Source organism: Anoxybacillus ayderensis, assembly GCF_013761015.1.
In the GTDB taxonomy this organism is placed as follows: Bacteria; Bacillota; Bacilli; order Bacillales; family Anoxybacillaceae; genus Anoxybacillus; species Anoxybacillus ayderensis.
This window is the reverse complement of record NZ_JACDUV010000003.1, coordinates 209,786-233,708: the sequence shown is the minus strand read 5'-3', so window position 1 is coordinate 233,708 and position 23,923 is coordinate 209,786. Positions and strand designations below refer to the sequence as shown.

Sequence of the window (23,923 nt, the reverse complement as noted above, 5' to 3'; positions counted from 1 at the left end):
AAATTTTACAAAACTAAAAGATAATTTCTAACAATTTGAGCATATTTATTTTAGTCTGACTGGGAAGAGTCCTCAACCGAAAATGAGCGAACAATGTCCGGATGATTTCAAGCGTGGGTTAGAAATTGCTTTACAAGACGAGCAACAAACGGTCGATTTTTATTTAGAAATTGCGGACTATATAACGATCCCGTTCATAAAAGAAACATTTCGCCGAGCAGCGGCTGATGAACAAAACCACGCCGTTTGGTTTTTATACTTTTTCTTGAAGGAAAAATCATGAGAGGGCAGAACAAAAACTGCCGCTTTTTTCGTGTTTATTTTTAGTTTACATAACATAAATTATAGGAAGTTATACAAAATTTATCTCATATAAAAAGTAAACTTTTATTTTTGAGACAGAAAAGAAAATAAAAACGTAGCTGTTTTATAGTTGACGAAACGAACTACAGCTACGTTTTACGATAAAATGCATACACCACATAATCCGTCCTTTCTTATTTAAGCAATATCCTCATTGCAATAGCGAACACCTTTGTATTGAATACGGATCGGGATTTGTTTTTCTCGTTCGTAATGGCGGCATAGCTTTTTCGCTTTTATGCACGCATCCATCATTCCACGAGCAGTAATTGCTTCTTCCCATACAACTGGTTGTTGATGATGTGTACTAAAATTGAAAATATACTGTTTCATATAAATCCTCCCTTCTTTTTTCTTTGTATATCTTCAAACATTCATTCCGATTATTATTATAATGCAAACCTGTATTACAAAAAAGATTGAAACTGTTACAACATTGTAAACTTTTACAATAGACTGTGTAAATAAAAAACAAGCCTAAGGAAACACCCTTAGACTTGTCCGCTTTCATTTGAACTCAAACTTATTTACCCACAGCTTTTTTCACATGTTCTTCTTTGCGCGTTGGCCAACATTCAACACCTTTTAACCCTTCAATATCATCAGCATAAAATACAGGATCTTCTCCGCGTTTACGTTTCGCCATATAGTCATCAAGCGCTTTGAACGCAATACGACCAAGTAAACCGATTGCTACTAAGTTTGTTAATGCCATAAGCGCCATTGCTAAGTCAGCTAAATCCCAAACAATTTGTAAGCTAGCAAGTGCTCCGAAAATAACCATTCCGATTGCTAGGACGCGATAAACGAATAAAGCTGTTTTTCCTTTACTAATAAATTCAATGTTTGCTTCGCCGTAGTAATAGCTTCCGATGATCGAGCTGAAAGCGAACATGAAAATAGCTGCTGATAAGAAAATACCTGCCCAAGAACCGAAGTGCTCAGAAAGCGCTGCTTGTGTTAATTCAATACCAACAAGTTCGCCCGTTTTATAAGTATCTGACAATAAAATGATAAATGCTGTAGCACTACATACAAGTAATGTGTCGAAAAATACCCCTAGTGCTTGAATAAAACCTTGTTTTGCTGGATGCGAAACTGTCGCTGTTGCTGCAGCGTTTGGTGCACTACCCATACCAGCTTCATTGGAGAACAAGCCGCGTTTTACCCCCATCATAATTGCAGCGCCCATACCACCGCCCACAACTTGTTCTAAACCAAAAGCACTCTTAAAAATTAAAGCAATAACTGCTGGAATTTCAGTAATGTTTGTTACCATTACATACAATGCTAATCCGATGTAGAAAAACGCCATGATTGGAACAATAATTTCAGAGAAACGAGCAATGCGTGTAACTCCACCGAAAATAATGACTGCTGTTAATGCCGCTAAAAGGAAAGCGGTTACATAAGGGTTCACGCTAAATGAATTTTTAAACGCTGTAGCAATTGTATTGCTTTGCACGGCGTTAAATGTTAATCCGAAACTTGCAATAATTGTGAAAGCAAAAATTGTGCTCATCCAACGTGCGCCCAATTGTTTCTCCATATAATATCCTGGGCCACCTTTAAAACCAACATCGCTTTTTACTTTAAAAATTTGCGCTAATGTACTTTCAACAAATGCGCTTGCTCCACCTAAAATCGCAACGAGCCACATCCAAAATACTGCCCCTGGACCACCGATTGCTAAAGCCATCGCAACCCCAGCAACGTTACCCGTTCCGATACGTGTCGCAGCACCAATGAAGAATGCCTGAAGTGAAGAAATTTCTTGTTTCTCTTTTCCTTCAGGAGATTTTTCTTTTAAAACTCGGAACATTTCTCCGATTAAACGAACTTGCGCAAATTTCGTCCCGATCGTGAAATACAAACCGAGACCGAGCAATAAACCGATAATGACATAAGACCAGAGAATGTTGTTTAAAAATCCGACTACTTGATTAATGAGCTCCATACACTTCCTCCTTAAAAATAAATAATTAAGATAATTAGTAAGATTATTAATCTTGCAATAGTATTATCTGAAAATTAAATTTATACGTCAATAGAAAAAAATAGAAAAACACAACCGTTTTACAGCGTTAAAGGAACAAAATTGAAAATAAATTATTCTTGTATACTATTTTAAAACAATCTTAACAAAAAGTTTTTATTTTTCTCACATACTATTCAAATACAATCTTTTTCTAAAAAAATTTTTTGTTAACGAAAAAAATTTTTAATTAACATAAAAACACCCGGAATGACGGGTGTTTTTACAATTTGTATAACAATAATTTTTTTAGTAAAGGGGCTAAAAATGTCGGTAACTGTTCTACATTTGGAACAATGACATGATAATGTCCATATATATTTTCAATCGTTTTTTGTTGACTTTCGGTAATCATTCCGTTTGCTAAAAACACATTGACTACTTCAATTCCTAATTTTCTCGCTTCCGTCACCGCTTCGTGCGTATCTACAATACCATTTTGATCGTATCCAAAGGCTGCTGGTTCCCCATCCGAAAAGACGAGTAAAAATTTTTGTTTTTCGTTTCGTTTTTGCAATTCTTCTGTCATTAGCCGAATGGCCAAACCATCGCGATTATCTTCTTGAGGTTCTAGCTGCATAATTTCCGCTCCACACCCCTTTTTCAAAGACGCATCAAAATGAATAACTGTTTGAAAATAATTTGGTTGATAAGACGGTTTCGCTTCGTTTGTATCCTCCCAAAAACCAACAATTTTATGTGGAACGTGAAGCGCTCGGAGGGATTCATGAAATAAAACAATCCCCCTTTTCGTTTCTTCCATTTTGTCATACATCGATGTAGAACAATCGACAAGCAACACAAAAACAGCATCTAACAAAGGAGATGTTTCATGCTTTTTATAAAATAAACGTGGATGATCCTCTATCAAAAACCGTAACAGCTTTTTATTTAAACGTCCGGCATGTAAATCTGTACGCGGATGTATTTTTTTATGCTCGAGTACTTTTTCAATTGTTTGCGTCAACTTTTTTTGATACGGCCCAATGGCTTCTCGATCACGTTCATACTGTCTCATTTGTTGTACTGTTGGTGGCGAAGCATACACAAATATCGGTTTCGCATAACGATTTTCTTTTCCGTATTCGTACTCCGAACGCCCAAAAAGCCCTTGGCGATATTGTTGTTGTTCTAAATGCGTATAATCATTATGCGTCGTTTTTTGTGATGAACCGTGCACGATCCCAAGCGCTTGATCTCCCGCTTCTCCTTGACGAACTCCTTCGCCAAGCAAATCCGTTTGCGAGCCTTGTTCTAGATCAAACTGCAAAAAACTGTTTGTCATATCGCTTGTTTCGCGATGCCATGTATGCATCACTTCTTGAAAAATCTCTTCGTCTTTCGATTTTTCATCGAGCACATCATGATTTTTCAACGGATCTTTGCGGCGAATATCTTCCCTATCTTCTTGCTGATCAGTGTAAATGTACTCTGGGAGATGAAAATATGTGTTTAACATATCGGCATCTAACAATTCATCTAACACATCTACAACTGTAAGCACAATATGTGAAATATGAGCGGTCGATTTTGCATCATATACATTTCGTATTTCACGCTCAACAAATGGAAAAGCGGATCGCAGTGGTTCAGGAAGAGAAACGTCTTGCACCGGCTGTTCCGCCGTTAATAATAAATATAGAAAATTAAACAATGCATCTGTATGAATGCTTTTTACCATATTGACGTTCCATTGTGTTTGAAAATAATGACGGTACACCTGTTTCCGAATGATAAACGATTTTTTTGTTCCAGGACGCACATGTCGACATACATCTTCTAAGCGAAGATCTTCAAGCAACATAAACAGTTGTTTAGCGAAATTCCGAATAGAATAGGCTTTCACTTGATTAAGAAAGGAAATAATATGTTCATCGCTTGTATGATAAAAATTTCCGATCGTTCGCAAAAACACATCACTTTTTAATCCATATACGTACTGCTCTTTTGATCGATTATCCCAAAAATGACTAACAACTACTTTTTTATGTTGTCGATCAAGGTACGACTGATAGCCAAATTCGAGCTCCATTTTCTCATCTTTTGTTAATGTTTTTACTAAATCCGATAATTCCATAAACAAAAAAGAATCGACTTTTTTATCATTAAACATAATAAAACGATTCATTCAGCCACCCTCATTCATCAAACAACGTTTCTGCTAAATTACGCACCGCGGCTTTTTCACGATCATCTTCTAATTTTTCAACGATCGCCCGCTCAATCGCTCGTTGTGGCGGAATGTACACCGCTAAATCACAAGCATCGATTAATGCCCGAATGGAAGCTGCTTCTTCTGATACATATCCTTGTTTTACTTGAACAATTAAATCGGCTGACAATGTGACAAAACGATCTAATAACGTTTCATTTGTTAGCTTCGTTTGCTGTTTCAAAATACTTTTTAACGCCTCCCCTTGAACGTACGGTACATCAATAACAACGAAACGGTTTTTTAACGCTTCGTTTAACGGAACTGTTCCAACATATCCTTCGTTAATGGCTGCAATGACACCAAATGTCGGTTTTGCCTTTACGACTTCAGCGGTAAATGGATTTGTAATTGTTTTTCGATAATCGAGCACCCCATTTAAAATGGGCAACGTCTCTGGCTTAGCCATATTAATTTCATCAATATATAATAAATGCCCTTTTGTCATTGCTTGAATGACCGGCCCCGGTATAAATTCGATCGATGCTTGTCCGTTTATTTGTTGAATCGTTTTAAATCCAAGCATCGCCTCGGCATCTAAATCAATTGAACAGTTCATGCTATGCATAGGCTGTCCAAAAAAAGCTGATAATGTTTCTGCCAATTTTGTCTTTCCTGAACCTGTCGGACCTTTTAATAACACATTTTTCCCTAACGCTAAAGCGATAATTGCGTCATATAAAATGGATTCATGGGCTGGTGTGTATGCAGTACCCTCGATTCGTTCGGGTATGTCATGTTTAAACATTTCTCTTCTTTCTTCTATGATCGTCCGAATCGTTTCAGGAAGTGAAAATGATTGTGTATACATCATGATGTCAACCCTTTCTATGTTTTCATACGTACGTATTGTACAAAAAATGCACTCATTTGTACAAACAAACAAAATGTTTAACATAATTATATTATGTTAACAAACAATAAAAAAGGAGCCACTCGGCATTATCGACTTTTGACGAGTAGCTCAACCGCTTCTTGAATCAGTTTTTCACTTTCTAATGTTCCTGTTTCGATATCTTTGCGAATGCAACGTTCCAAATTAGCACTTACAACAACTGCAATGGCACGATCGACAGCACTACGAATAGCAGATAATTGAGCAACTACTTCTTTACAATCTTTTTGCTCATCCATCATTTTCAGCACACCGCGAACTTGTCCCTCAATTCGTTTTAATCGGTTTTTTACCTGGTTATCATATGTCATGTTTATCAAGCTCCTTTTTCTTATATACCCTTATCAGTATATTAAATGAAATATGATCTTATTGTCAACTAAAATTATCTTTAATTGCTTTACGAATAAGCGCTTCACAACGATCTAATTCTGTTTTTAATTGCCGCTTATATAACTGGGCTTTTTTATATCCTTCCTCAGTAAAACGGTAATAAACAACTTCTTGATATTTCATCCCCTCTTTTTTCTTTTTCACTTGTTCTAAAATTCCATCCTCAATTAAATCGTGTAGTGCTTTGTACACTTCTGAATGATTTGGTCGGTATCCAAACGGCTGAAATTCTTCACGAAGTACATCTAACAACTTAAGTCCGTACAATCGTTCTTGTTCGGTTAAAGTAATTAAATATAGCTTTAAAAATGCGCGTTGCTTTAATAAAAATCCGCTCGGTTTTCTTTTTTCGCTCATCTTTTCCTCCTCCTCTCATATGACACATTCTTTACTCAAAAGAAAAATCCTTCTATATTTCCATTATAATTGAACATTTTTATTTTTATTCAGTTTTTATTTAGAACATAGTTTTATGATATCAATTTTTTACAAAAAAGAAGAAGAGTAACTCCTCTTCTTTATTTGAATACAATTGTTTTATTTTCATGAACGATAACACGATCTTCTAAATGCCATTTTAATGCGCGAACGAGGACTGTTTTTTCGATCATGCGTCCAATTCGTTTCAAGTCTTCTACATGATGTTTATGATCGACTCGTTCCACATCTTGTTCAATAATTGGTCCTTCATCTAAATCATCTGTTACATAATGGGACGTGGCGCCGATGAGTTTCACTCCACGTCGATAAGCTTGCTCATATGGTCGCGCGCCAATAAACGCTGGTAAAAACGAATGGTGAATATTAATAATTTGCGTTGGAAAGGTTGCGACAAAACGAGGTGATAAAATTTGCATATAACGAGCAAGCACAATGACATCAATATCATGTTCCTTTAACAACTGTATTTGTTTTTCTTCTGCTTCTTGTTTTGTTTCTTTTGTCACTGGTATGTAGTAGTACGGGATACCGAATGACTCTACCGTTTCTCTCATTTGTTCATGGTTGCTGATGACGAGGACGAAATCTGCAAGCAATTCACCCGCTTGCCATTCCCACAATAACTCTAATAAGCAATGTTCTTCTTTTGAAACGAATATCGCTACCTTTTTTATATGCGTATGTAGACTCAATCGCCATTTCATTGAAAAACGTTGTGCAATCGTTGTGAACTTTCTCTCCATCTCCTCTTTTCGTTCCGATATATTCGGAGCATCAAACTCAATTCGTAAAAAAAATGTACCACCTTCAGGGTCTGTCGAATATTGACTCGACTCAACAATATTGGCTCCTTGTTCATACAAAAAAGTTGTAACCGCTGCAACAATTCCCGGTTGATCCGGACATGAAATAAGCAAGCGTGCCCGATGTTTATATTTGTCCATAAACTTTTGCGCATGTTTTTGTTGAAAATGCATCATAACTCCCCCCTATAAAACGATGAAATAAATAATAGCCATTATTATAACAAATAAACAAATAGTCGAGAACATATCCCGACTATTTTTCTTACTTATTCATTATTTTTCGTACGCCAAAAGCTCCTTTCCATATGGGAGCAGATTGTTTAGCAGAAGAAGATGAAAGGTACGTGTATAACGCGCCCATAAATAATGAACCACCGACAATATTACCGAGCGTTACAGGTATGATGTTATGAACCATTCCTGCCACATGAATCGTATCAGGATGTTGAACAGCTAATGCAAGGGAGAAAATAACAAAATTTGCGATCGAGTGTTCATATCCAGAAGCAAAAAAGACGAAAACGATTAAAATCATGGCGAACATTTTTGCGATATCTTCTTTCATTTGCATCGGGATAAAAATAGCTAAACAAACGAGCCAGTTACACAAAATCCCTTTCACAAACAGTTGTAACGTTGTTGCATGCATTTTTTTCAATGCAATCGCAAATAGTAAATGATCCATCGGAAGATCATGAAAAATCCCTGACTGTGCAATTAAAAAAGCAAAGAAAATAGCACCGAGCAAATTCCCGCTATAACATGCGACCCAGTTACGAAGGGTGTCTCCAATCGTCGTTTCTTTTTGCAGGGTACTAACGGTAAAGTACATCGTATTTCCTGTAAACAATTCTGCCCCACCATACATGATCAGTACAAGAGCAATCCCGAAGAAAATGCCGCTTACTAAATAAGTGGCTGGTGAATGTGTTTCGTAAAAGTATTGACCAACCCGAACACAAAGAACAAGAGCAAAACCGATATATACACCTGCTAAAGCAGCACGAATCATGTATTGAAGCAGTGATTTTTGCAAAATAGATCGCTTCTTTAATGCGAGCTCTTTACATGTTTGTAAAGCATCCATCATTTCCTCACTTCTCTTTCTATTTTTGTGATGTTTTTCACACTTTATCCTACTCCTCTTCCTTACGTTTTTCAACGAATTTATGTAAATGTTAAAAGAACTGTCAACACTTTATTTTTGTAAACGATTGCGAACAAAAAGACTATTGCAATTTTTGCACATATTGTTCTCACCCTTTGCAAATCTATACAGAAATATATTAATATAAAAAAGGTGTAAAATACGTTGTTAGAGGAGGAAGCTATGAACTACATAAAGGAACAAAACGGTGAGTTGTGGTTAACAGAAGATGAACGTGAAAATTTAAAAATTAGTTATCGCATTAAAGAAATCATTTACTCAGAACGTTCACCATTTCAACATGTAATGATTTTAGACTCATACGACTTCGGAAGAATGCTCGTACTTGACGGAGTTGTACAAACCACTTCCATTGATGGTCATATTTATAACGAGATGATTGCACATGTTCCTCTTTCTCTTCATCCGTCGCCGAAGAAAGTTTTAATTATTGGCGGGGGCGATTGTGGCGCAGCTCGTGAAGTGGCGAAATATGAAGAGGTAGAAGAAATACATCTTGTCGAAATTGATGAACTTGTTGTTCAAGCATGTAAAGAACATTTACCTGAAGTATCTGGAAATCTTTCGGACCCGCGTGTGCAATATATATATAAAGATGGGGTTCAATTTGTGAAAGATCACGTGAATACGTATGATGTCATTATTATTGACTCGTCCGACCCGATCGGCCCTGCACAAGTATTATTTGAATACGATTTTTACAAAAGTGTGCATGAAGCGCTTAAAGAAGATGGAATGATGGTTTGTCAAAGCCAATCCCCTATTTTTCATATGGACGTATTGAAACAAACATATACAAATATTCGTCATTTATTCCCGCATGTACACGTATATACAGCTACTGTTCCAACATATCCTGGCGGGCTATGGAGCTTTACGCTCGGTGGTAAACAACCTATTTCATTTGAGCGACTCAACACATTCTCAAAACAAACGAAATACGCAAATGCTGATGTATTAAACCAATGCTTCCGTCTCCCACAATTTATGAAAGAACATCTTCAATCGTAGTCGGGATCATTCCGGCTACGATTGTTGACAAACAGACTTTTTTATATTACGATACAAAACGTAATGATTACTATTATCTTTTTTTGAGGAGGACGAAACATGCGTGTGAAAATCGTTTTACAATGTACAGAAACTGGGGATCGTAACTACATAACAACGAAAAATAAGCGCAACAATCCAGAGCGGCTAGAATTAAAAAAATATTGTCCTCGTCTAAAGCGCCATACGTTACATCGTGAAACAAAATAATCCGTGGCATATGCCACGGATTATTTTTAATGCAAATGAATGCGCCGCGCAAAATCAACGAATCGAAATTTATCAAGACGATGACGGGACTCTGTATATTGAAACAAACTCGCATCATCTAAATAAACGTAATTCCGCACGACAACAACGTGGGTATATTGTTTAACATGCAAATACATTCGATCTTCATCCGTACACTCTTCGACGAAAAATTCCTTTTTGGCAAAACTAATTTTTAATTGCAATTCTTTTTCTAAATATTCATAAATGGAGCGCTCACATATATCTTTCGATAAAAACGGAACAAACTTTTTATTGAAAAAATCTTTATCTAAAATAATGCGCTCGCCTTCAATTTCTCGCACGCGTACTACTTTCCAAATGTCCTCTCTTGATGTCACATGAAGATGTTTTTTTAACATTTCATCAGGTTTCATCACTTCAAGTTGCTCAACAATCGTTCGCGAAGGTTTTCCTAACTTTTGTGCTAATTCTTTAAAACTAATCAGTCCCGAAATCGGGAAATCAAATTTACGAACGTCTAATACAATGGAACCTTTTCCTTTAATTTTTTGAATATACCCATGTTCCGAAAGTAAATTGAGCGCTTTGCGAATCGTTTCACGAGATGTCTCATATTGTTCAACGAGCTGATTTTCAGAAGGAATTTTCATTCCAGGTTTAAATATTCCCTTTTCAATTTTCGATAACAAGTCATTATAAATGGACAAATATTTATTTTCACTCATTGTTTATCACCGAAAAATATTTTACCATTATTTTTTCAAGTAATAAACAATCGATTCATACGGACGCAACATCATTTTTATAAAATCGCTTGGCGAGTCGTCATAGTTCGATAATAATATTTCGCTTTTATATTCTGTGATGTCTATATGTTCTGGCCATTCAAATAGTGTTTCTTGTCCATAAAAATTATTAATCACAACAAGTTTTTCATCGTTTCCGTTACGTATATATGCAAAAATCGAAGGATGATCTTCTAAAATGAGTTCGTAATCCCCTGTCGTAATAATGTCGTATCGTTTACGCAACTGAATTAGTTTTCGATAATGATAAAAAATAGATGTTGGATCTTGTAACGCTCGTTGAACATTAATTTCTTCATAATTGCGCGCGACAGAAATCCAAGGGGTGCCAGTTGTAAATCCCGCGTGTCGCTCATCGCTCCATTGCATTGGTGTTCGAGAGTTGTCACGAGATTTTCGCTGTAAAATATGCAATACCTCTTGTTCACTTTTTCCTTGTTCTTTTAATATTCGGTACATATTTAATGATTCAACATCTCGATAGTCATCGATTCGTTCAAATTTTGGATCGGTCATTCCGATCTCTTCACCTTGATAAATAAAAGGTGTGCCTTGCATCATATGAATCGTTGTGGCTAACATTTTTGCTGATTGTTTATGATAACGTCCGTCATCCCCATAACGAGAAACGATGCGTGGTTGGTCATGATTGCACCAAAACAATGCGTTCCATCCACCGCCTTTATGCATGTTCACTTGCCATTCCGATAAAATCTTTTTTAACTGTAAAAAGTCAAAATTAGCAACTGCCCACTTCTCTCCATTTGGATAGTCGACTTTTAAATGATGGAAATTAAATGTCATATTCAGTTCATGACGATCAGGATTTGTATATAAAATACAATGGTCAATTGTCGTCGATGACATTTCTCCTACTGTCATCATATCGTACTTCGAAAATACTTCTCGATTCATTTCTTGCAAAAATTCATGAATGCGCGGACCGTCTGTATAATATTTTCTTCCATCTCCAGGGGGAATGGATCCATCATCGTCTAAAAATCGTTGATCTTTCGAAATTAAATTAATGACATCTAACCGGAAACCGTCTACTCCTTTTTGTAACCAAAAATGCATCATCTCATATACACGCTTACGTACTTCTTCGTTTTCCCAGTTTAAATCAGCTTGTGTAACATCGAACAAGTGTAAATAATATTGTCCTGTTTGCTCATCATACTCCCAAGCCGATCCCCCAAATTTCGATTGCCAATTGTTTTGTTTATCTCTCCAAATGTAAAAATGACGATACGGGTTATCTTTAGATGAGCGAGCTTGTTGGAACCATTCATGATCTGTTGACGTATGGTTCACAACGATATCCATCACAATTTTTATATTCCGCTTATGCGCTTCTTCAATAAGTTTTTCAAAGTCTTCCATTGTACCGTATGGTTCATAAATTCGATAATAGTCACTTATATCATATCCATTATCACGCTGCGGAGATTCGTAAATGGGGGTGAGCCAGATGGCATCAACCCCGAGAGTTTGTAAATAATCAAGTTTTTGTATAACTCCTTGCAAATCACCAATTCCATCGCCATTTGTATCTTTGAAACTTTTCGGATAAATTTGATACACGACTGCTGTTTTCCACCATGGATGCATATTACTTACCGCCTTTCGTTTTTGCCAAAATGTACGTCAACGTAAATGGAACGATAAGGACGATGGCCATGCCGATGAAAAATGGTGCCCATTTATCAGGGAAAATCGATAAAAATCCAGGTAGTCCGCCAACGCCGATAGAAGAAGCTTGCACTTTATTAATCGTAATAAAAATCCCCGCAATAGCAGAGCCGATTAACGCTGAAATGAACGGATAACGGAATCGTAAATTGACACCAAACATCGCTGGCTCCGTAATGCCCAAGTAAGCAGATATAGCTGATGTAAACGATAAGCCTTTTAATTTTTCATCTTTTGTAGCAAACATCATCGCAAGTGCTGCAGAACCTTGTGCAATGTTGGATAACGCAAGCATAGGCCATAAAAATGTCCCACCTGTGCTACCAATCAATTGTAAGTCTACTGCTAAAAACGTATGATGCATTCCTGTGACAACGAGAACAGCGTATAACCCTCCATATACGAGCCCACCTAACGCTGCAAAACGATCGAATAAAGCAACAAGACCATCTGTTAAAGCGTTTGCAATGGCAAACGTTACAGGACCGATTGCAATAAAAGAAACAAACCCTGTCACAAGCAATGCAATTGGAGCAACAAGCAACAATTGAAATGCTTCCGGAATGCGTTTTTTCAAAAATTGTTCTAATTTCGCTAACACATATGATGAAATTAAAATAGGTAATACTTGACCTTGATAACCGATTTTTTGAATATCAAATCCAAATAAATTCCAATATGGCACTGTTCCTTCTTGCACAGCTGAAGCGTATGCCCATGCATTTAATAACGCTGGATGAACAAGCATAAGTCCGAGTACAATTCCGAGTAACTCGCTTCCACCAAACTTTTTAACAGCTGACCAACCAATTAACCCAGGTAAAAAGACGAACGCTGTATTGGCAATTAAGTTAATCATATCAGCAAAATCGCGCCATTGTTTATGAACATCAACAACCGATTTTCCTTCATAAAAAATCCCTGGGCCTGTTAAAATGTTATTTAAACCCATCAATAAGCCGGCTGTGACGATAGCAGGTAAAAGCGGAATAAAGATGTCAGCCAACGTTTTAATGGCTCGTTGTAGCGGATTTAATTTTTTTTCCGTAGCGTCTTTAATGTCTTGTTTTGTCGCGCGGCCGAGACCGGTCATTTCAATCATTTCGTTATATACTTTTTCTACTAATCCTTGACCAATCACTACTTGAAACTGGCCATTGACTGAAAATGATCCTTTCACAATATCAATGTTTTCTAATGCTTCTTTGTCAACTTTTCCTTCATCTTTTAACGCAAAACGAAGACGTGTGACGCAATGTGTCGCGGCAATAATATTTTCTTTCCCACCGACCGCTTGGACAATTTTTTCAACAGATTGTCGCATCTTCTACTCCTCCTTAGTTAAAGCGTTTACACACAATTTTTATAAACTTGTATATACAAGTCGACTTGTTTGTTTTTATTTTAACCTGTATATACAAGTTAGTCAACCGCTTTCAACATTTTTCAAAGAAAAAAAGATGCCCACATGGACATCCTCTTTATTTGCTTATTTGCTTTCTTTTCTCCGAGCATACATCGCTGCATGTCTTTTAATTTCGCCAATTAACTGCATTTCTTCTTGTTTAGAAATCTCTAACGATAGACCGTATTGAAATTCATTGGCATATGTTTTTTTCCAAATGACAACGCCACGGACGTTCATTGGTTGATCGACGATTGTAAACTGTAACTCCACCTCCATTTCACCTTTAGCAGAGTCAATAGGTAAATTTAATTTTGTCTCCATTCGAATGCCACGCGGACTAATATCGTGAATTTCAGCCGCTCCTTTATCCGTTTCCACTTCCCGTTCTCCAATGCGTGTAATACGGAACGTGCACGGAATCGGTTGACCAAATTGATATCGGAAAGGTTCTTGTCGTTTAAATCTCATCATAAGTCCCCCATATGAAAACTATACCTTCTTCAATATAATTGAAACAACGAAGAAATTCAAGGGAGTTATGACTATTTCACCCATGTATCCGTAACATAACCAACTTCTTCACAATCAAGCACGTATGTTACGTTGCCATATCGATCACTTAATCGCAGTTCGTCGACATAAACCTCTTCCATCATTCCTTTCTCCGTCTTTAAAATAACATATCCGTTCGAAAGGAAATGACAGCTCACTAATCGATGTGGGGTTGTTTTCACTTCTTTAACGAGAAGTTGCCCACGTTTTGCACGTGTAGATTGCTCGATCTCTGTTCGTGCTATTTTTTTCACTGCTCCACGTTTTGTCACAAGAACAACGTTTTCTTCAGTTGCTTGTTGGGCAGAAACAACGCAATCTCCTTCTTTTAGATGGATTCCTTTCACTCCAGCTGCTCGAACGCCAACTTCTCCGATTTCTTCTTCTTGGAACAATAAGCCATAGCCATATTGTGTGACGAGGAATATGTCCCCTGTTCCGTCAGTTTGATACACGTTCACAACTTCATCGTCATCTTTTAATCGAATCGCCACAAGCGGCTTAGAGTACCGTTGTGCTTTATAATGAACGAGAGCTGTTTTTTTCACAAACCCTTGTTTTGTAATAAATAGCACATATCCATTTGAAAAATCTGTGATTGGAATAGCACTAATGAGTTGCTCATCGCGATCAAGCGGAATGATATGAGAAATATGTTGACCAATATCTTTCCAACGAATATCGGGAAGTTCATAAACAGGGCAATATAGATAATTACCTTTATTTGTAAACAACAACAACGTATGTGTCGTATTCATTTCGAACATACCGAGCAATCTATCGCTCTCTTTCATGCCAATATCTTGTCCGTTCGAAGCGCTATAAGACCGAAGGCTTGTCCGCTTAATATATCCATCTTTTGTGACGGTGACAATGACATCTTCCTCGGGAACAACGACATTCATTTCAATTTTAATTTCTTTTATTTCTTCTTCAATCGTCGTTCTCCGCTCATCTGCATACGTTTTTTTCATTTTTCTTAAATCGGCTTTAATCACAGATAATAGCTTTTTCTCACTTTCTAAAATGGTCGTTAATTCTTCGATTTTATCGTTTAATGCGTTTGCTTCTTCACGCAAATCATAAATATCTGTATTCGTTAAACGATACAGCTGTAATGTGACGATAGCTTCCGCCTGAGGCTCCGTAAATTCATAGCGATTCATCAAATTTGCTTTTGCATCTTTTTTATCTTTGGACGCACGAATCGTTGCGATCACTTCATCTAACATCGATATAGCTTTCATTAGCCCTTCCACAATATGAGCGCGTTCTTTTGCTTTTCGTAATTCATAACGGGAACGATTCGCGACCACTTCTTTTTGATGTTCGATATATGCATCTAATAGTTGCGGTAAGCTTAATAACTTTGGACGACGCTCATGAATGGCAACCATGTTAAAATTGTACGTAATTTGTAAATCAGTGTTTTTGTACAAATAGTTTAAAATACCTTCTGCATTGCCGTCTTTTCTCACTTCAATAACAATGCGTAACCCTGTGCGATCTGTTTCATCACGCACATCAACAATTCCGTCCAACTTTTTTTCAAGGCGCAATTCATCAATTTTTTTAACTAAATTCGCTTTATTGACTTCATAAGGGATTTCCGTAATCACAATCGCTTGTTTGCCGCCTTTCCCTTGTTCGATCGTTGCTTTAGCGCGAATAATAATTTTTCCTTTCCCTGTTTCGTAGGCCGTTTTAATGCCTTCTTTTCCTTGGATGATGCCACCCGTTGGGAAATCCGGCCCTTTTAATACGGTCATTAAATCATCAACTGTACAAGTCGGATGATCAATGCGCATAATCACTGCATCAATTACTTCTCCTAAATGATGTGGTGGAATTTCTGTCGCATAACCTGCTGAAATGCCTGTTGAACCATTGACAAGTAAATTCGGAAACATCGCTGGCAATACAACAGGTTCTTTGCTCGTATCATCAAAGTTTGGTACAAATTCTACCGTTTCTTTATCAATATCGCGCAACAATTCAGATGCGATCGCGGATAATCTTGCTTCTGTATAACGCATCGCTGCAGGTGGATCTCCATCAATGCTTCCGTTATTTCCGTGCATTTCAATAAGCACGTTTCTCACTTTCCATTCTTGGCTCATACGCACCATCGCTTCATATACGGAAGAATCACCATGTGGATGAAAATTACCAATGACATTTCCGACTGTCTTAGCCGATTTACGGAATGGTTTATCGGACGTATTTCCATCTACATACATCGCATATAAAATGCGACGCTGCACCGGTTTCAATCCATCGCGTGCATCAGGTAAGGCACGTTCTTGAATAATATATTTACTATACCGACCAAATCGGTCTCCTAACACATCTTCAAACGGTAAATCTAATACACGTTCCATGTTCTTATTCCCCCTCAGTTGTCATCACATGATCGTTTTCTAAAATATTCATATCGTCCTCTAAACCGAATTGCACATTGGACTCAATCCATTTTCTTCTCGGTTCTACTTTATCGCCCATCAATGTCGTGACACGACGTTCTGCACGTGCTGCATCGTCAATACGAACACGAATAAGCGTCCGCGTTTCTGGATTCATCGTCGTTTCCCATAATTGATCAGCATTCATTTCACCAAGCCCTTTGTAGCGTTGAATCGTATATCCTTTACCGATTTTTTTCAAAATCGATTGCAGTTGCTCATCCGTCCATGCGTATTCAATCACTTCTTTTTTACCAACTTTTTTACTTACTTTATAAAGTGGTGGAAGGGCAATAAACACTTTACCAGCTTCGATGAGTGGTCGCATGTAACGGTAAAAGAAAGTTAACAACAACACTTGAATATGTGCCCCGTCTGTATCTGCGTCAGTCATAATGATGACTTTATCATAATGAATATCATCGAGCGAAAAATCAGCCCCCACACCCCCGCCAATGGCATGAATAATGGTGTTAATTTCTTCATTTTTAAAAATATCAGCTAGTTTCGCCTTTTCTGTGTTAATGACTTTCCCACGAAGAGGCAATACCGCTTGAAAACGACGATCACGACCTTGTTTAGCTGAGCCACCTGCCGAGTCCCCTTCGACTAAATACAATTCATTTTTTTGTGGATTTCGTGTTTGAGCAGGTGTTAACTTTCCGCTTAATACATGTTCTTTTCCTTTTCGCTTTTTTCCAGAACGTGCTTCTTCCCGTGCTTTTCGCGCGGCTTCACGCGCTTGAAACGCCCGAATCGCTTTTTTAATTAACAATGTGGCGATATCTGGGTTTTCATTTAAAAAGTACGTTAGTTTCTCGCTAACGACCGCTTCAACGGCCGAACGAGCCTCAGGTGTTCCTAGTTTCCCTTTCGTTTGTCCTTCAAATTGCAACAGTGCTTCTGGAATGCGAACAGATATAATCGCAGATAATCCTTCACGAATGTCTGTGCCTTCTAAGTTTTTATCTCGTTCTTTCAATAAACCTACTTTTCGTGCATATTCATTAAACGCGCGAGTCATTGCCGTTTTGGCTCCGATTTCATGTGTTCCTCCATCTTTCGTTCGCACGTGGTTCACAAACGAAAGCATATGTTCTGCATACCCATCATGAAACTGAAAGGCAAACTCCACTTCAATATCGCTTTGCTCGCCGCTAAAAAATACAACCGGATGCAATACATCTTTTTCTTCATTTAAGTATTGTACAAACGCTTCAATTCCATTTTCGTAATAAAATGTATCACGTAATCCCGAACGTTCATCGTGTAATTCAATTTTTAATCCTTTTAATAAAAATGCAGATTCTCGTAAACGTTCACTAATCGTTTCATAATGGAACGTTGTTGTACTAAAAATCGTTGGGTCCGGTTTAAAGCGAATTTTTGTTCCTGTTCGCTTTGTTTCTCCAATTTTTTCAAGTGTACTGACAGGCTTTCCACCATGTTCAAACCGTTGGTAATATATGAACCCATCACGTTGAATCGTCACTTCTAACCATTCTGATAAAGCATTAACAACAGAGGCACCAACCCCATGCAAACCACCGCTCGTTTTATATCCACCTTGACCAAATTTCCCTCCTGCATGTAATACAGTTAAAATAACCTCTGGCGTTGGCTTTCCTAACTTATGCATACCTGTAGGCATCCCACGTCCTTCATCTTGAACGCTAATGCTTTGATCATTATGTATCGTCACAACAATGCGCTTTCCATATCCAGCAAGCGCCTCGTCAACGGCATTATCTACAATTTCATATACGAGATGATGCAAACCACGGCTATCTGTACTTCCGATATACATGCCTGGCCGCTTACGAACCGCCTCTAATCCTTCTAATACTTGAATTGTATCTTCGTTATATGTAAGAAGTTGTTTATCTGTCACAATCATTCCCCTTTCACAACAAGAACATTTGTTTCTGTTTTTTTGACTTTCTCTATTTTAACATACATTCGAAAAACGTCCAACGTCATGAAGAAAAAGAACGACCATTACAAAAAGAATGGTCGTTTTTAACGTGTGAGCGCATGTTCTACTTTGATGCAGCGATCCATCACAACGGTATAACCCTTTTCAGTTAAATCACGGTACACCTCTTCATCATATACACCTAATTGCGCCCAAAACACGTCCGCATCTATTTGTACAAATTGCTCAGCAATTTCACGTAAATGTTCGGAGCGGCGAAACACATTCACAATATCGACATGTCCTTCAATATCCGTTAACATAGCAACAGCCGGAATGCCTTCCCATTCTTTAATAAGCGGGTTAACTGGAATGATTTCATATCCTGCTTCTTTCATCGCTTTTGCGACCATGTACGATGTACGTTCCGGACGATCTGACAATCCCACGACAGCAATTCGTTTGGCGTTATTTAAAATTTGTTTGATTTGTTCACGACTTGGATTCATGTCATCTACCTCCTATGATAACCTAGTATTTCTTCATACAAAAAAATAATCCTGCCTTCATTTTTTAAAAAAGCATGTTACAATAAAAACATGACCTTTATAGAGGAAATATGAATGAAGTAGAGGGGGCTTATAATGTCCATTTTGCTTATGATCATCGGTTATTTACTTGGTTCGATTCCGTTCGCGTTACTTGTCGGAAAAATTGGGTACGGAATTGACATACGTGAACATGGGAGCGGCAATTTAGGCGGAACAAATACGTTTCGGGTGCTCGGTGTAAAAGCAGGATTAATTGTGACGATTGCCGACATTTTAAAAGGAACGTTGGCTACAAGCTTACCTGTATTGTTTCATGTAGACATTCACCCGCTCATTACGGGAATGTTTGCTGTGTTTGGCCATACATATCCGGTGTTTGCGCAATTTCGCGGTGGAAAAGCAGTCGCTACATCTGGGGGAGTGTTGTTATTTTATTCACCTGTTCTTTTTATGACGATGTTAGCTGTCTTTTTTCTCATTTTGTATATATCCAAATACGTCTCGCTTTCGTCCATGTTAACTGGCGTGTATGCCACCGTTTATGCATTCATATGGACAGACGATATTCCTTTGCGCATTGTCGTCACATTATTAACACTCTTTGTATTTTATCGTCACCGAGCAAACATCAAACGTATTTTAAACAAAACAGAACCGAAAGTGAAGTGGTTATAGCGTGACTACATGTCGTTTACCAGAAGAATTTATAACAAAAATGAATGCTTTGCTTCAAAATGAAGCGGAGCGTTTTTTTGCGACATACAATGAAGAAAAAGTTCATGGTTTGCGGGTGAATACACTAAAAGTTTCACCATCGACATTTTTAAACATCAGTCCATGGGAACTTGATCCAATTCCTTTTTGTTCTACAGGATTTTATTACCGCGATGCCCAGCCTGGAAAACATCCGTATCATGCTGCTGGATTGTATTACATTCAAGAGCCAAGCGCAATGTTTGTCGCTGAAGTGCTTGCCCCATCTCCAGGAGAGCGCGTGCTTGACTTATGCGCAGCCCCCGGTGGGAAAACGACACAATTAGCAGCTATGATGAACAATGAAGGGTTTTTATTGGCAAACGAAATTCATCCAAAGCGTGTCAAAGCTTTATCTGAAAATATTGAGCGACTCGGAATTACAAATGCTGTTGTGACAAATGAAACACCTGAAAAACTATCGGAAACATTGGAAGGATTTTTCGATAAAATTTTAGTTGATGCTCCATGTTCCGGGGAAGGGATGTTTCGAAAAGACGAAGAAGCGATTCAATTTTGGAGTTTAGACCATGTTCAAAAATGTGCACAAACACAAAAACATATTTTATCGTGTGCTTATAAAATGTTAAACGAAGGGGGCACACTTGTTTATTCGACGTGCACATTTTCTCCCGAAGAAAATGAACAAATGATTGACTGGTTTTTAGCAACTTACGATGATATGGAACTCATTCCAATTGAAAAAGAACACGGGATTCAACCAGGTGTGACACATTGGACGAACACACATAATGAACAAATCGCACATACTGCAAGACTTTGGCCTCATCATCTCCGAGGAGAAGGGCATTTCGTTGCAAAAATGCGCAAACGAGGAGAAGCAAAACGATGGACTGGAAAAACAGCTACTTCTAACGTATCGAAAGCGATGTGGCGTGATTATGAAACGTTTATAAACAACACAATCCAAACGACAATAGACGGGACGCTTTACGCATTTGGGACGCATATATTTGCTCTCCCTTATTTATGTCCACGTTTAGACGGCTTAAAAGTCGTTCGCCCTGGTCTCCATATAGGAGAATGGAAAAAAAATCGCTTTGAACCAAACCACGCTTTAGCTATGGCACTAACAAAACAACAAGCACAAGCACACTTTCCGCTCACGTTTGAAGAAAGTATCCGATATATGAAAGGAGAAACGTTACAAACAAATGGCGATCGGGGATGGATATTAATTACTATTGACGGCTATCCACTCGGTTGGGGAAAAGAAGTAAAAGGAGTGGTAAAAAACTTTTACCCGAAAGGATTACGAATAAAATAGGATGTCCCTCGATATGTGGGGCATCCTATTTTGTAATTGTAACTGTAAAAGTCATATCATCTTTACTTAAATCAAACGTTTTCGCTTTGAGCATATATCCTTTTTTTATACGGATGTCGCTTACAACAATATAAATGCGCTCTTTTTTCGCGTCCACTTTCACCCAATTTGGCAAAGAAGCATGTTGATCTATATATGATAGCACATACGGAACGGGTAAACGAAGTTGTCCAAATGTCATCGTCGGGTGGGCAAGTACAATGTGCCCGTTTTCATCCACAGTCGGATCAAACGCCATCGTTAAATCGACTTGTTTTCCGAATATCGGAATCGCGCTTATTATATAAAGACGATCAGCTAATTGAACATCATAAGACAATTCACCCTTTTTTTCATGCTTCTGAATATAGTCACGAATAAGGGTATTCATATGCTGTTTCGAAGTTTGAACAGTAAATACCGGTCCTTCCCCTTCGATGTTTGGAATATTTGGAGAAGGAGATGGCTGAAACATATAAAAAAGTAGTAACACGATTATGAAACCATTTATCCCTAACAGGCTAAAAAATAAAATTTTCCATTTCACAATTCATTCTCCTATCCACTCACGATGTTTTTGTAAATATTCATATATGCGCTTTGCCATTTGTTCATAGCCTAGTTTGTTCGGATGAAATTGATCATCATACAATACATCATCACGTCCTTCAAACAGATCCGCAATAGGTACAAATAGTGTACGATCATAGCGGGAAATCACTTCCTTACTCCCTTCGTTCCACATGTGTATAACCTCATCCATTTCTGGTATATTTGGAAATGCTGAAGAAAACGGATTGTATAATCCAATAAGCACAATATAAGCGTCCTGATTCATATGGCGAAGAAGCTGCAGTTGTTCATCAAGTCGGGAAGCAAACGCCTGTTGTTCCTTTACAAACAAATCGTATGTTAAAGACAAAAAATGTGAACGAACAACCTTCATCATATCATTTCCACCGATAGTGATAAAAATAAGATCTGCTTGCTGAATGACCGATTCGTTATTTATAATGACATCTGCGAGTTGTGTACTACGTAATCCTCGTTTGCCAAAGTTGTGCACAAACACTTTATTCACATCGTCACGATTTTCTAAATATTGCTCAATGAAAGCAACATATCCACCTTCCTCATCACCTACCCCTTCGGTTAATGAATCACCTAACGCCACAATTTGTAAATCACGTGGCTTCATTTGTACTTGCTCTTTCTCTTCCATCATTGTAGGTGTAGAAGAACATCCGACTAAACAGACGCAAAGAAATAGAAGAAGAAATTTGTTCACAGAAAATCCCCTCTCTATAAAAGAAAAGACAAAAATGAATGAATCATCATTTTTGTCTGTATATCCTATTTTTGTAACATGTCAATATGCTTTAAAATTTCTTCGTAAGGCACATCGTTTAAGCCACTATAGTACTTCACAATCGTCCCATTTTGATCAACAAGATAAAAATCTGTACCGTGAATGACTTGGTCTCCCTCTTGCGGTTTTTTTACGACAGCTTTAAAGTTTTTTTGAGCAAAACGTTCAATTTCTTGTTGTGTGTATCCTGTAAGTAGATGCCAACGACTCGTATCTCCTTGAAACTTCTCAACATATGCCTTTAATGCATCCGGTGTATCGTTTTCAGGATCGACACTAAACGAAACAAAATGAACGTCTAACCCTTTTTTCTTCGCCATTTTTTGTAATTTTGCCATATTTGCCGTCATTGGAGGACAAACGTCAGCGCAGCGCGTAAAAATAAAATCAGCCACCCATACTTTTCCTTTTAAATCAGCTAAACCAAATTGTTGACCATTTTGATCGATAAATGTGAAATCTTCAATTGGCCAATTTTTTGCATCTGGAATTGATTGTTGGCAAGCAACAAGCAAGGACAGGAATAAAGCAAACGCCCATAAGCGTATACGTTTCACTTGTAATACCTCCTACTCCGTATAGTACATAAATCCGATGGCTCCTGGGCCTGTGTGCGTAGAAATAATTGGGGTTGTATACACGATGTCGGTTTGCGTCCATCCTGTTGCTTCCGCAATCGACTGTTTTAATCGTTCACTTAAATCCATTGCTTCTGCATGAGCAATCCCCACTGCTCGAATCATCTTCCCTTTCGTATGTTCAACAAATTGATTCGTTAAAAATTTTACAATTTGAGATTGGCTACGAACTTTTGTCACAGGTGTATATACACCATCTTCTAACGAGGCGATCGGTTTAATGTTTAATAACGAACCAATCATCGCTTTTCCTCGGCCAATCCGCCCACCTTTAACGAGATTTTCAAGCGTATCAACAACAACAAATAAATGTGTATTCGCTCGGATCGTATCAAGACGGGAAACAATTTCTTCTACTGTTTTTCCCTCTGCCGCCATTTTTGCCGCTTCTAATACTTGAAAACCGAGCGCAAGGGAAATAAAACGGGAATCAATGACGGTAACGTTGGTTTTTGTCATAGCCGCAGCACTCTCGGCAGAGCGCACCGTTCCGCTCATTCCTCCTGTCATATGAATGGAAATGACATCATATCCTGCTCCTCCGAGTTCATCATATACTTGTAAAAACTGCCCTGCAGACGGTTGAGAACTTTTTGGAAGTTCATCTGCTTGTTTCATTTTTTCAATAAATTGTTGTGGAGTTAAATCAATGCCGTCTACATATGTTTGCCCATCAATGGAGATTGATAATGGTACAACGCGAATGTCCCACGCCTCAATCGTTTCTTTTGTTAAATCGACCGTAGAATCTGTTACAATCTTCACTTTACTCATTTTTCCACTTCCCATATTTCATTCTAAAATTTCGTACGGTGAAATTATATAATAAAATGCTCCTATATGTCGCTGTTTT

23 protein-coding genes and 1 pseudogene are annotated in these 23,923 nt (G+C 37.8%); 5 read left to right on the top strand and 19 right to left on the bottom strand.

The window, feature by feature from the left end; all coding sequences use genetic code 11:
• Positions 1 to 31: 31 nt before the first annotated feature.
• Positions 32 to 283 (top strand): annotated as a pseudogene (locus HNR63_RS05810) (ferritin-like domain-containing protein); the annotation flags it as partial.
• Between the two features lie 218 nt (positions 284 to 501).
• Here the strand turns inward: HNR63_RS05810 and HNR63_RS05805 are convergent.
• The 8 genes from HNR63_RS05805 to HNR63_RS05770 form a co-directional block, all read right to left on the bottom strand.
• Complete coding sequence (locus HNR63_RS05805) at positions 502 to 696, bottom strand: hypothetical protein (protein WP_181520112.1); 195 nt, start codon at positions 694 to 696, stop codon at positions 502 to 504.
• 190 nt (positions 697 to 886) lie between these two features.
• Complete coding sequence (locus tag HNR63_RS05800) at positions 887 to 2,320, bottom strand: alanine/glycine:cation symporter family protein (RefSeq protein WP_181520111.1); 1,434 nt, start codon at positions 2,318 to 2,320, stop codon at positions 887 to 889.
• A 301-nt stretch (positions 2,321 to 2,621) separates the two neighbouring features.
• Positions 2,622 to 4,526, bottom strand: a complete 1,905-nt coding sequence (locus tag HNR63_RS05795) for a vWA domain-containing protein (RefSeq protein ID WP_181520110.1) — start codon at positions 4,524 to 4,526, stop codon at positions 2,622 to 2,624.
• A gap of 10 nt (positions 4,527 to 4,536) precedes the next feature.
• The gene (locus tag HNR63_RS05790; RefSeq protein WP_246316765.1) at positions 4,537 to 5,358 is read right to left on the bottom strand and encodes an AAA family ATPase; all 822 of its coding nucleotides are present in this window, start codon (positions 5,356 to 5,358) and stop codon (positions 4,537 to 4,539) included.
• 194 nt (positions 5,359 to 5,552) lie between these two features.
• Positions 5,553 to 5,816, bottom strand: coding sequence for a metal-sensitive transcriptional regulator (locus HNR63_RS05785; RefSeq protein ID WP_085789486.1), 264 nt, complete (start codon positions 5,814 to 5,816; stop codon positions 5,553 to 5,555).
• A 64-nt stretch (positions 5,817 to 5,880) separates the two neighbouring features.
• Positions 5,881 to 6,255 carry a replication termination protein gene (locus HNR63_RS05780; protein ID WP_003397201.1) on the bottom strand — a complete coding sequence of 125 codons (375 nt, stop codon included), beginning with the start codon at positions 6,253 to 6,255 and terminating at the stop codon, positions 5,881 to 5,883.
• Between the two features lie 161 nt (positions 6,256 to 6,416).
• Positions 6,417 to 7,316, bottom strand: a complete 900-nt coding sequence (purU, locus tag HNR63_RS05775; RefSeq protein WP_181520220.1) for a formyltetrahydrofolate deformylase — start codon at positions 7,314 to 7,316, stop codon at positions 6,417 to 6,419.
• A 91-nt stretch (positions 7,317 to 7,407) separates the two neighbouring features.
• On the bottom strand, positions 7,408 to 8,232 hold the full coding sequence (locus HNR63_RS05770; RefSeq protein ID WP_181520219.1) for a formate/nitrite transporter family protein: 825 nt from the start codon (positions 8,230 to 8,232) through the stop codon (positions 7,408 to 7,410).
• A gap of 243 nt (positions 8,233 to 8,475) precedes the next feature.
• Between HNR63_RS05770 and speE the strand changes: the two genes are divergently transcribed.
• Complete coding sequence (gene speE, locus HNR63_RS05765; RefSeq protein ID WP_181520108.1) at positions 8,476 to 9,324, top strand: polyamine aminopropyltransferase; 849 nt, start codon at positions 8,476 to 8,478, stop codon at positions 9,322 to 9,324.
• A 99-nt stretch (positions 9,325 to 9,423) separates the two neighbouring features.
• A complete protein-coding gene (gene rpmG, locus HNR63_RS05760; RefSeq protein WP_043966395.1) occupies positions 9,424 to 9,573 on the top strand; it encodes a 50S ribosomal protein L33 in 150 nt (49 codons plus the stop codon).
• A 26-nt stretch (positions 9,574 to 9,599) separates the two neighbouring features.
• On the opposite strand, the gene treR is transcribed toward rpmG, so the two are convergent.
• The 7 genes from treR to HNR63_RS05725 form a co-directional block, all read right to left on the bottom strand.
• Positions 9,600 to 10,322 (bottom strand): trehalose operon repressor, encoded by a 723-nt coding sequence (gene treR, locus HNR63_RS05755; protein WP_021095937.1) that lies wholly within the window; start codon positions 10,320 to 10,322, stop codon positions 9,600 to 9,602.
• 27 nt (positions 10,323 to 10,349) lie between these two features.
• Entirely contained in the window at positions 10,350 to 12,014 is a 1,665-nt protein-coding gene (treC, locus tag HNR63_RS05750) for an alpha,alpha-phosphotrehalase (protein ID WP_181520107.1), read from the bottom strand.
• Position 12,015: 1 nt separating this feature from the next.
• Positions 12,016 to 13,419: a PTS system trehalose-specific EIIBC component gene (gene treP, locus HNR63_RS05745; RefSeq protein WP_181520106.1), complete on the bottom strand. Its 1,404-nt coding sequence runs from the start codon at positions 13,417 to 13,419 to the stop codon at positions 12,016 to 12,018.
• A 165-nt stretch (positions 13,420 to 13,584) separates the two neighbouring features.
• Complete coding sequence (locus HNR63_RS05740) at positions 13,585 to 13,974, bottom strand: PilZ domain-containing protein (protein WP_181520105.1); 390 nt, start codon at positions 13,972 to 13,974, stop codon at positions 13,585 to 13,587.
• A 71-nt stretch (positions 13,975 to 14,045) separates the two neighbouring features.
• The gene (gene parC, locus HNR63_RS05735; RefSeq protein ID WP_181520104.1) at positions 14,046 to 16,436 is read right to left on the bottom strand and encodes a DNA topoisomerase IV subunit A; all 2,391 of its coding nucleotides are present in this window, start codon (positions 16,434 to 16,436) and stop codon (positions 14,046 to 14,048) included.
• A 4-nt stretch (positions 16,437 to 16,440) separates the two neighbouring features.
• Complete coding sequence (gene parE / locus HNR63_RS05730; RefSeq protein ID WP_181520103.1) at positions 16,441 to 18,414, bottom strand: DNA topoisomerase IV subunit B; 1,974 nt, start codon at positions 18,412 to 18,414, stop codon at positions 16,441 to 16,443.
• A 122-nt stretch (positions 18,415 to 18,536) separates the two neighbouring features.
• Positions 18,537 to 18,941 carry a CoA-binding protein gene (locus HNR63_RS05725; protein WP_181520102.1) on the bottom strand — a complete coding sequence of 135 codons (405 nt, stop codon included), beginning with the start codon at positions 18,939 to 18,941 and terminating at the stop codon, positions 18,537 to 18,539.
• 135 nt (positions 18,942 to 19,076) lie between these two features.
• Between HNR63_RS05725 and plsY the strand changes: the two genes are divergently transcribed.
• A complete protein-coding gene (gene plsY, locus HNR63_RS05720) occupies positions 19,077 to 19,658 on the top strand; it encodes a glycerol-3-phosphate 1-O-acyltransferase PlsY (RefSeq protein WP_181520101.1) in 582 nt (193 codons plus the stop codon).
• A gap of 1 nt (position 19,659) precedes the next feature.
• Positions 19,660 to 21,024 carry an RsmF rRNA methyltransferase first C-terminal domain-containing protein gene (locus tag HNR63_RS05715; RefSeq protein WP_181520100.1) on the top strand — a complete coding sequence of 455 codons (1,365 nt, stop codon included), beginning with the start codon at positions 19,660 to 19,662 and terminating at the stop codon, positions 21,022 to 21,024.
• 25 nt (positions 21,025 to 21,049) lie between these two features.
• Here HNR63_RS05715 and HNR63_RS05710 read toward each other — a convergent pair whose 3' ends face one another.
• The 4 genes from HNR63_RS05710 to HNR63_RS05695 form a co-directional block, all read right to left on the bottom strand.
• The gene (locus HNR63_RS05710) at positions 21,050 to 21,610 is read right to left on the bottom strand and encodes a DUF2140 family protein (protein ID WP_181520099.1); all 561 of its coding nucleotides are present in this window, start codon (positions 21,608 to 21,610) and stop codon (positions 21,050 to 21,052) included.
• Between the two features lie 3 nt (positions 21,611 to 21,613).
• On the bottom strand, positions 21,614 to 22,351 hold the full coding sequence (locus HNR63_RS05705) for a GDSL-type esterase/lipase family protein (RefSeq protein ID WP_181520098.1): 738 nt from the start codon (positions 22,349 to 22,351) through the stop codon (positions 21,614 to 21,616).
• A gap of 65 nt (positions 22,352 to 22,416) precedes the next feature.
• Positions 22,417 to 22,989, bottom strand: a complete 573-nt coding sequence (locus tag HNR63_RS05700) for an SCO family protein (protein ID WP_181520097.1) — start codon at positions 22,987 to 22,989, stop codon at positions 22,417 to 22,419.
• A 12-nt stretch (positions 22,990 to 23,001) separates the two neighbouring features.
• On the bottom strand, positions 23,002 to 23,844 hold the full coding sequence (locus tag HNR63_RS05695; protein WP_181520096.1) for a DegV family protein: 843 nt from the start codon (positions 23,842 to 23,844) through the stop codon (positions 23,002 to 23,004).
• Positions 23,845 to 23,923 lie beyond the last annotated feature (79 nt).

Bases quoted from the DNA above. Each gene is read 5' to 3' on its own strand.
- HNR63_RS05805 (WP_181520112.1), bottom strand. From the start codon at position 696: ATGAAACAGTATATTTTCAATTTTAGTACACATCATCAACAACCAGTT.
- HNR63_RS05800 (WP_181520111.1), bottom strand. From the start codon at position 2,320: ATGGAGCTCATTAATCAAGTAGTCGGATTTTTAAACAACATTCTCTGG.
- HNR63_RS05795 (WP_181520110.1), bottom strand. From the start codon at position 4,526: ATGAATCGTTTTATTATGTTTAATGATAAAAAAGTCGATTCTTTTTTG.
- HNR63_RS05790 (WP_246316765.1), bottom strand. From the start codon at position 5,358: ATGTTTAAACATGACATACCCGAACGAATCGAGGGTACTGCATACACA.
- HNR63_RS05785 (WP_085789486.1), bottom strand. From the start codon at position 5,816: ATGACATATGATAACCAGGTAAAAAACCGATTAAAACGAATTGAGGGA.
- HNR63_RS05780 (WP_003397201.1), bottom strand. From the start codon at position 6,255: ATGAGCGAAAAAAGAAAACCGAGCGGATTTTTATTAAAGCAACGCGCA.
- purU (WP_181520220.1), bottom strand. From the start codon at position 7,316: ATGCATTTTCAACAAAAACATGCGCAAAAGTTTATGGACAAATATAAA.
- HNR63_RS05770 (WP_181520219.1), bottom strand. From the start codon at position 8,232: ATGGATGCTTTACAAACATGTAAAGAGCTCGCATTAAAGAAGCGATCT.
- speE (WP_181520108.1), top strand. From the start codon at position 8,476: ATGAACTACATAAAGGAACAAAACGGTGAGTTGTGGTTAACAGAAGAT.
- rpmG (WP_043966395.1), top strand. From the start codon at position 9,424: ATGCGTGTGAAAATCGTTTTACAATGTACAGAAACTGGGGATCGTAAC.
- treR (WP_021095937.1), bottom strand. From the start codon at position 10,322: ATGAGTGAAAATAAATATTTGTCCATTTATAATGACTTGTTATCGAAA.
- treC (WP_181520107.1), bottom strand. From the start codon at position 12,014: ATGCATCCATGGTGGAAAACAGCAGTCGTGTATCAAATTTATCCGAAA.
- treP (WP_181520106.1), bottom strand. From the start codon at position 13,419: ATGCGACAATCTGTTGAAAAAATTGTCCAAGCGGTCGGTGGGAAAGAA.
- HNR63_RS05740 (WP_181520105.1), bottom strand. From the start codon at position 13,974: ATGATGAGATTTAAACGACAAGAACCTTTCCGATATCAATTTGGTCAA.
- parC (WP_181520104.1), bottom strand. From the start codon at position 16,436: ATGGAACGTGTATTAGATTTACCGTTTGAAGATGTGTTAGGAGACCGA.
- parE (WP_181520103.1), bottom strand. From the start codon at position 18,414: ATGATTGTGACAGATAAACAACTTCTTACATATAACGAAGATACAATT.
- HNR63_RS05725 (WP_181520102.1), bottom strand. From the start codon at position 18,941: ATGAATCCAAGTCGTGAACAAATCAAACAAATTTTAAATAACGCCAAA.
- plsY (WP_181520101.1), top strand. From the start codon at position 19,077: ATGTCCATTTTGCTTATGATCATCGGTTATTTACTTGGTTCGATTCCG.
- HNR63_RS05695 (WP_181520096.1), bottom strand. From the start codon at position 23,844: ATGAGTAAAGTGAAGATTGTAACAGATTCTACGGTCGATTTAACAAAA.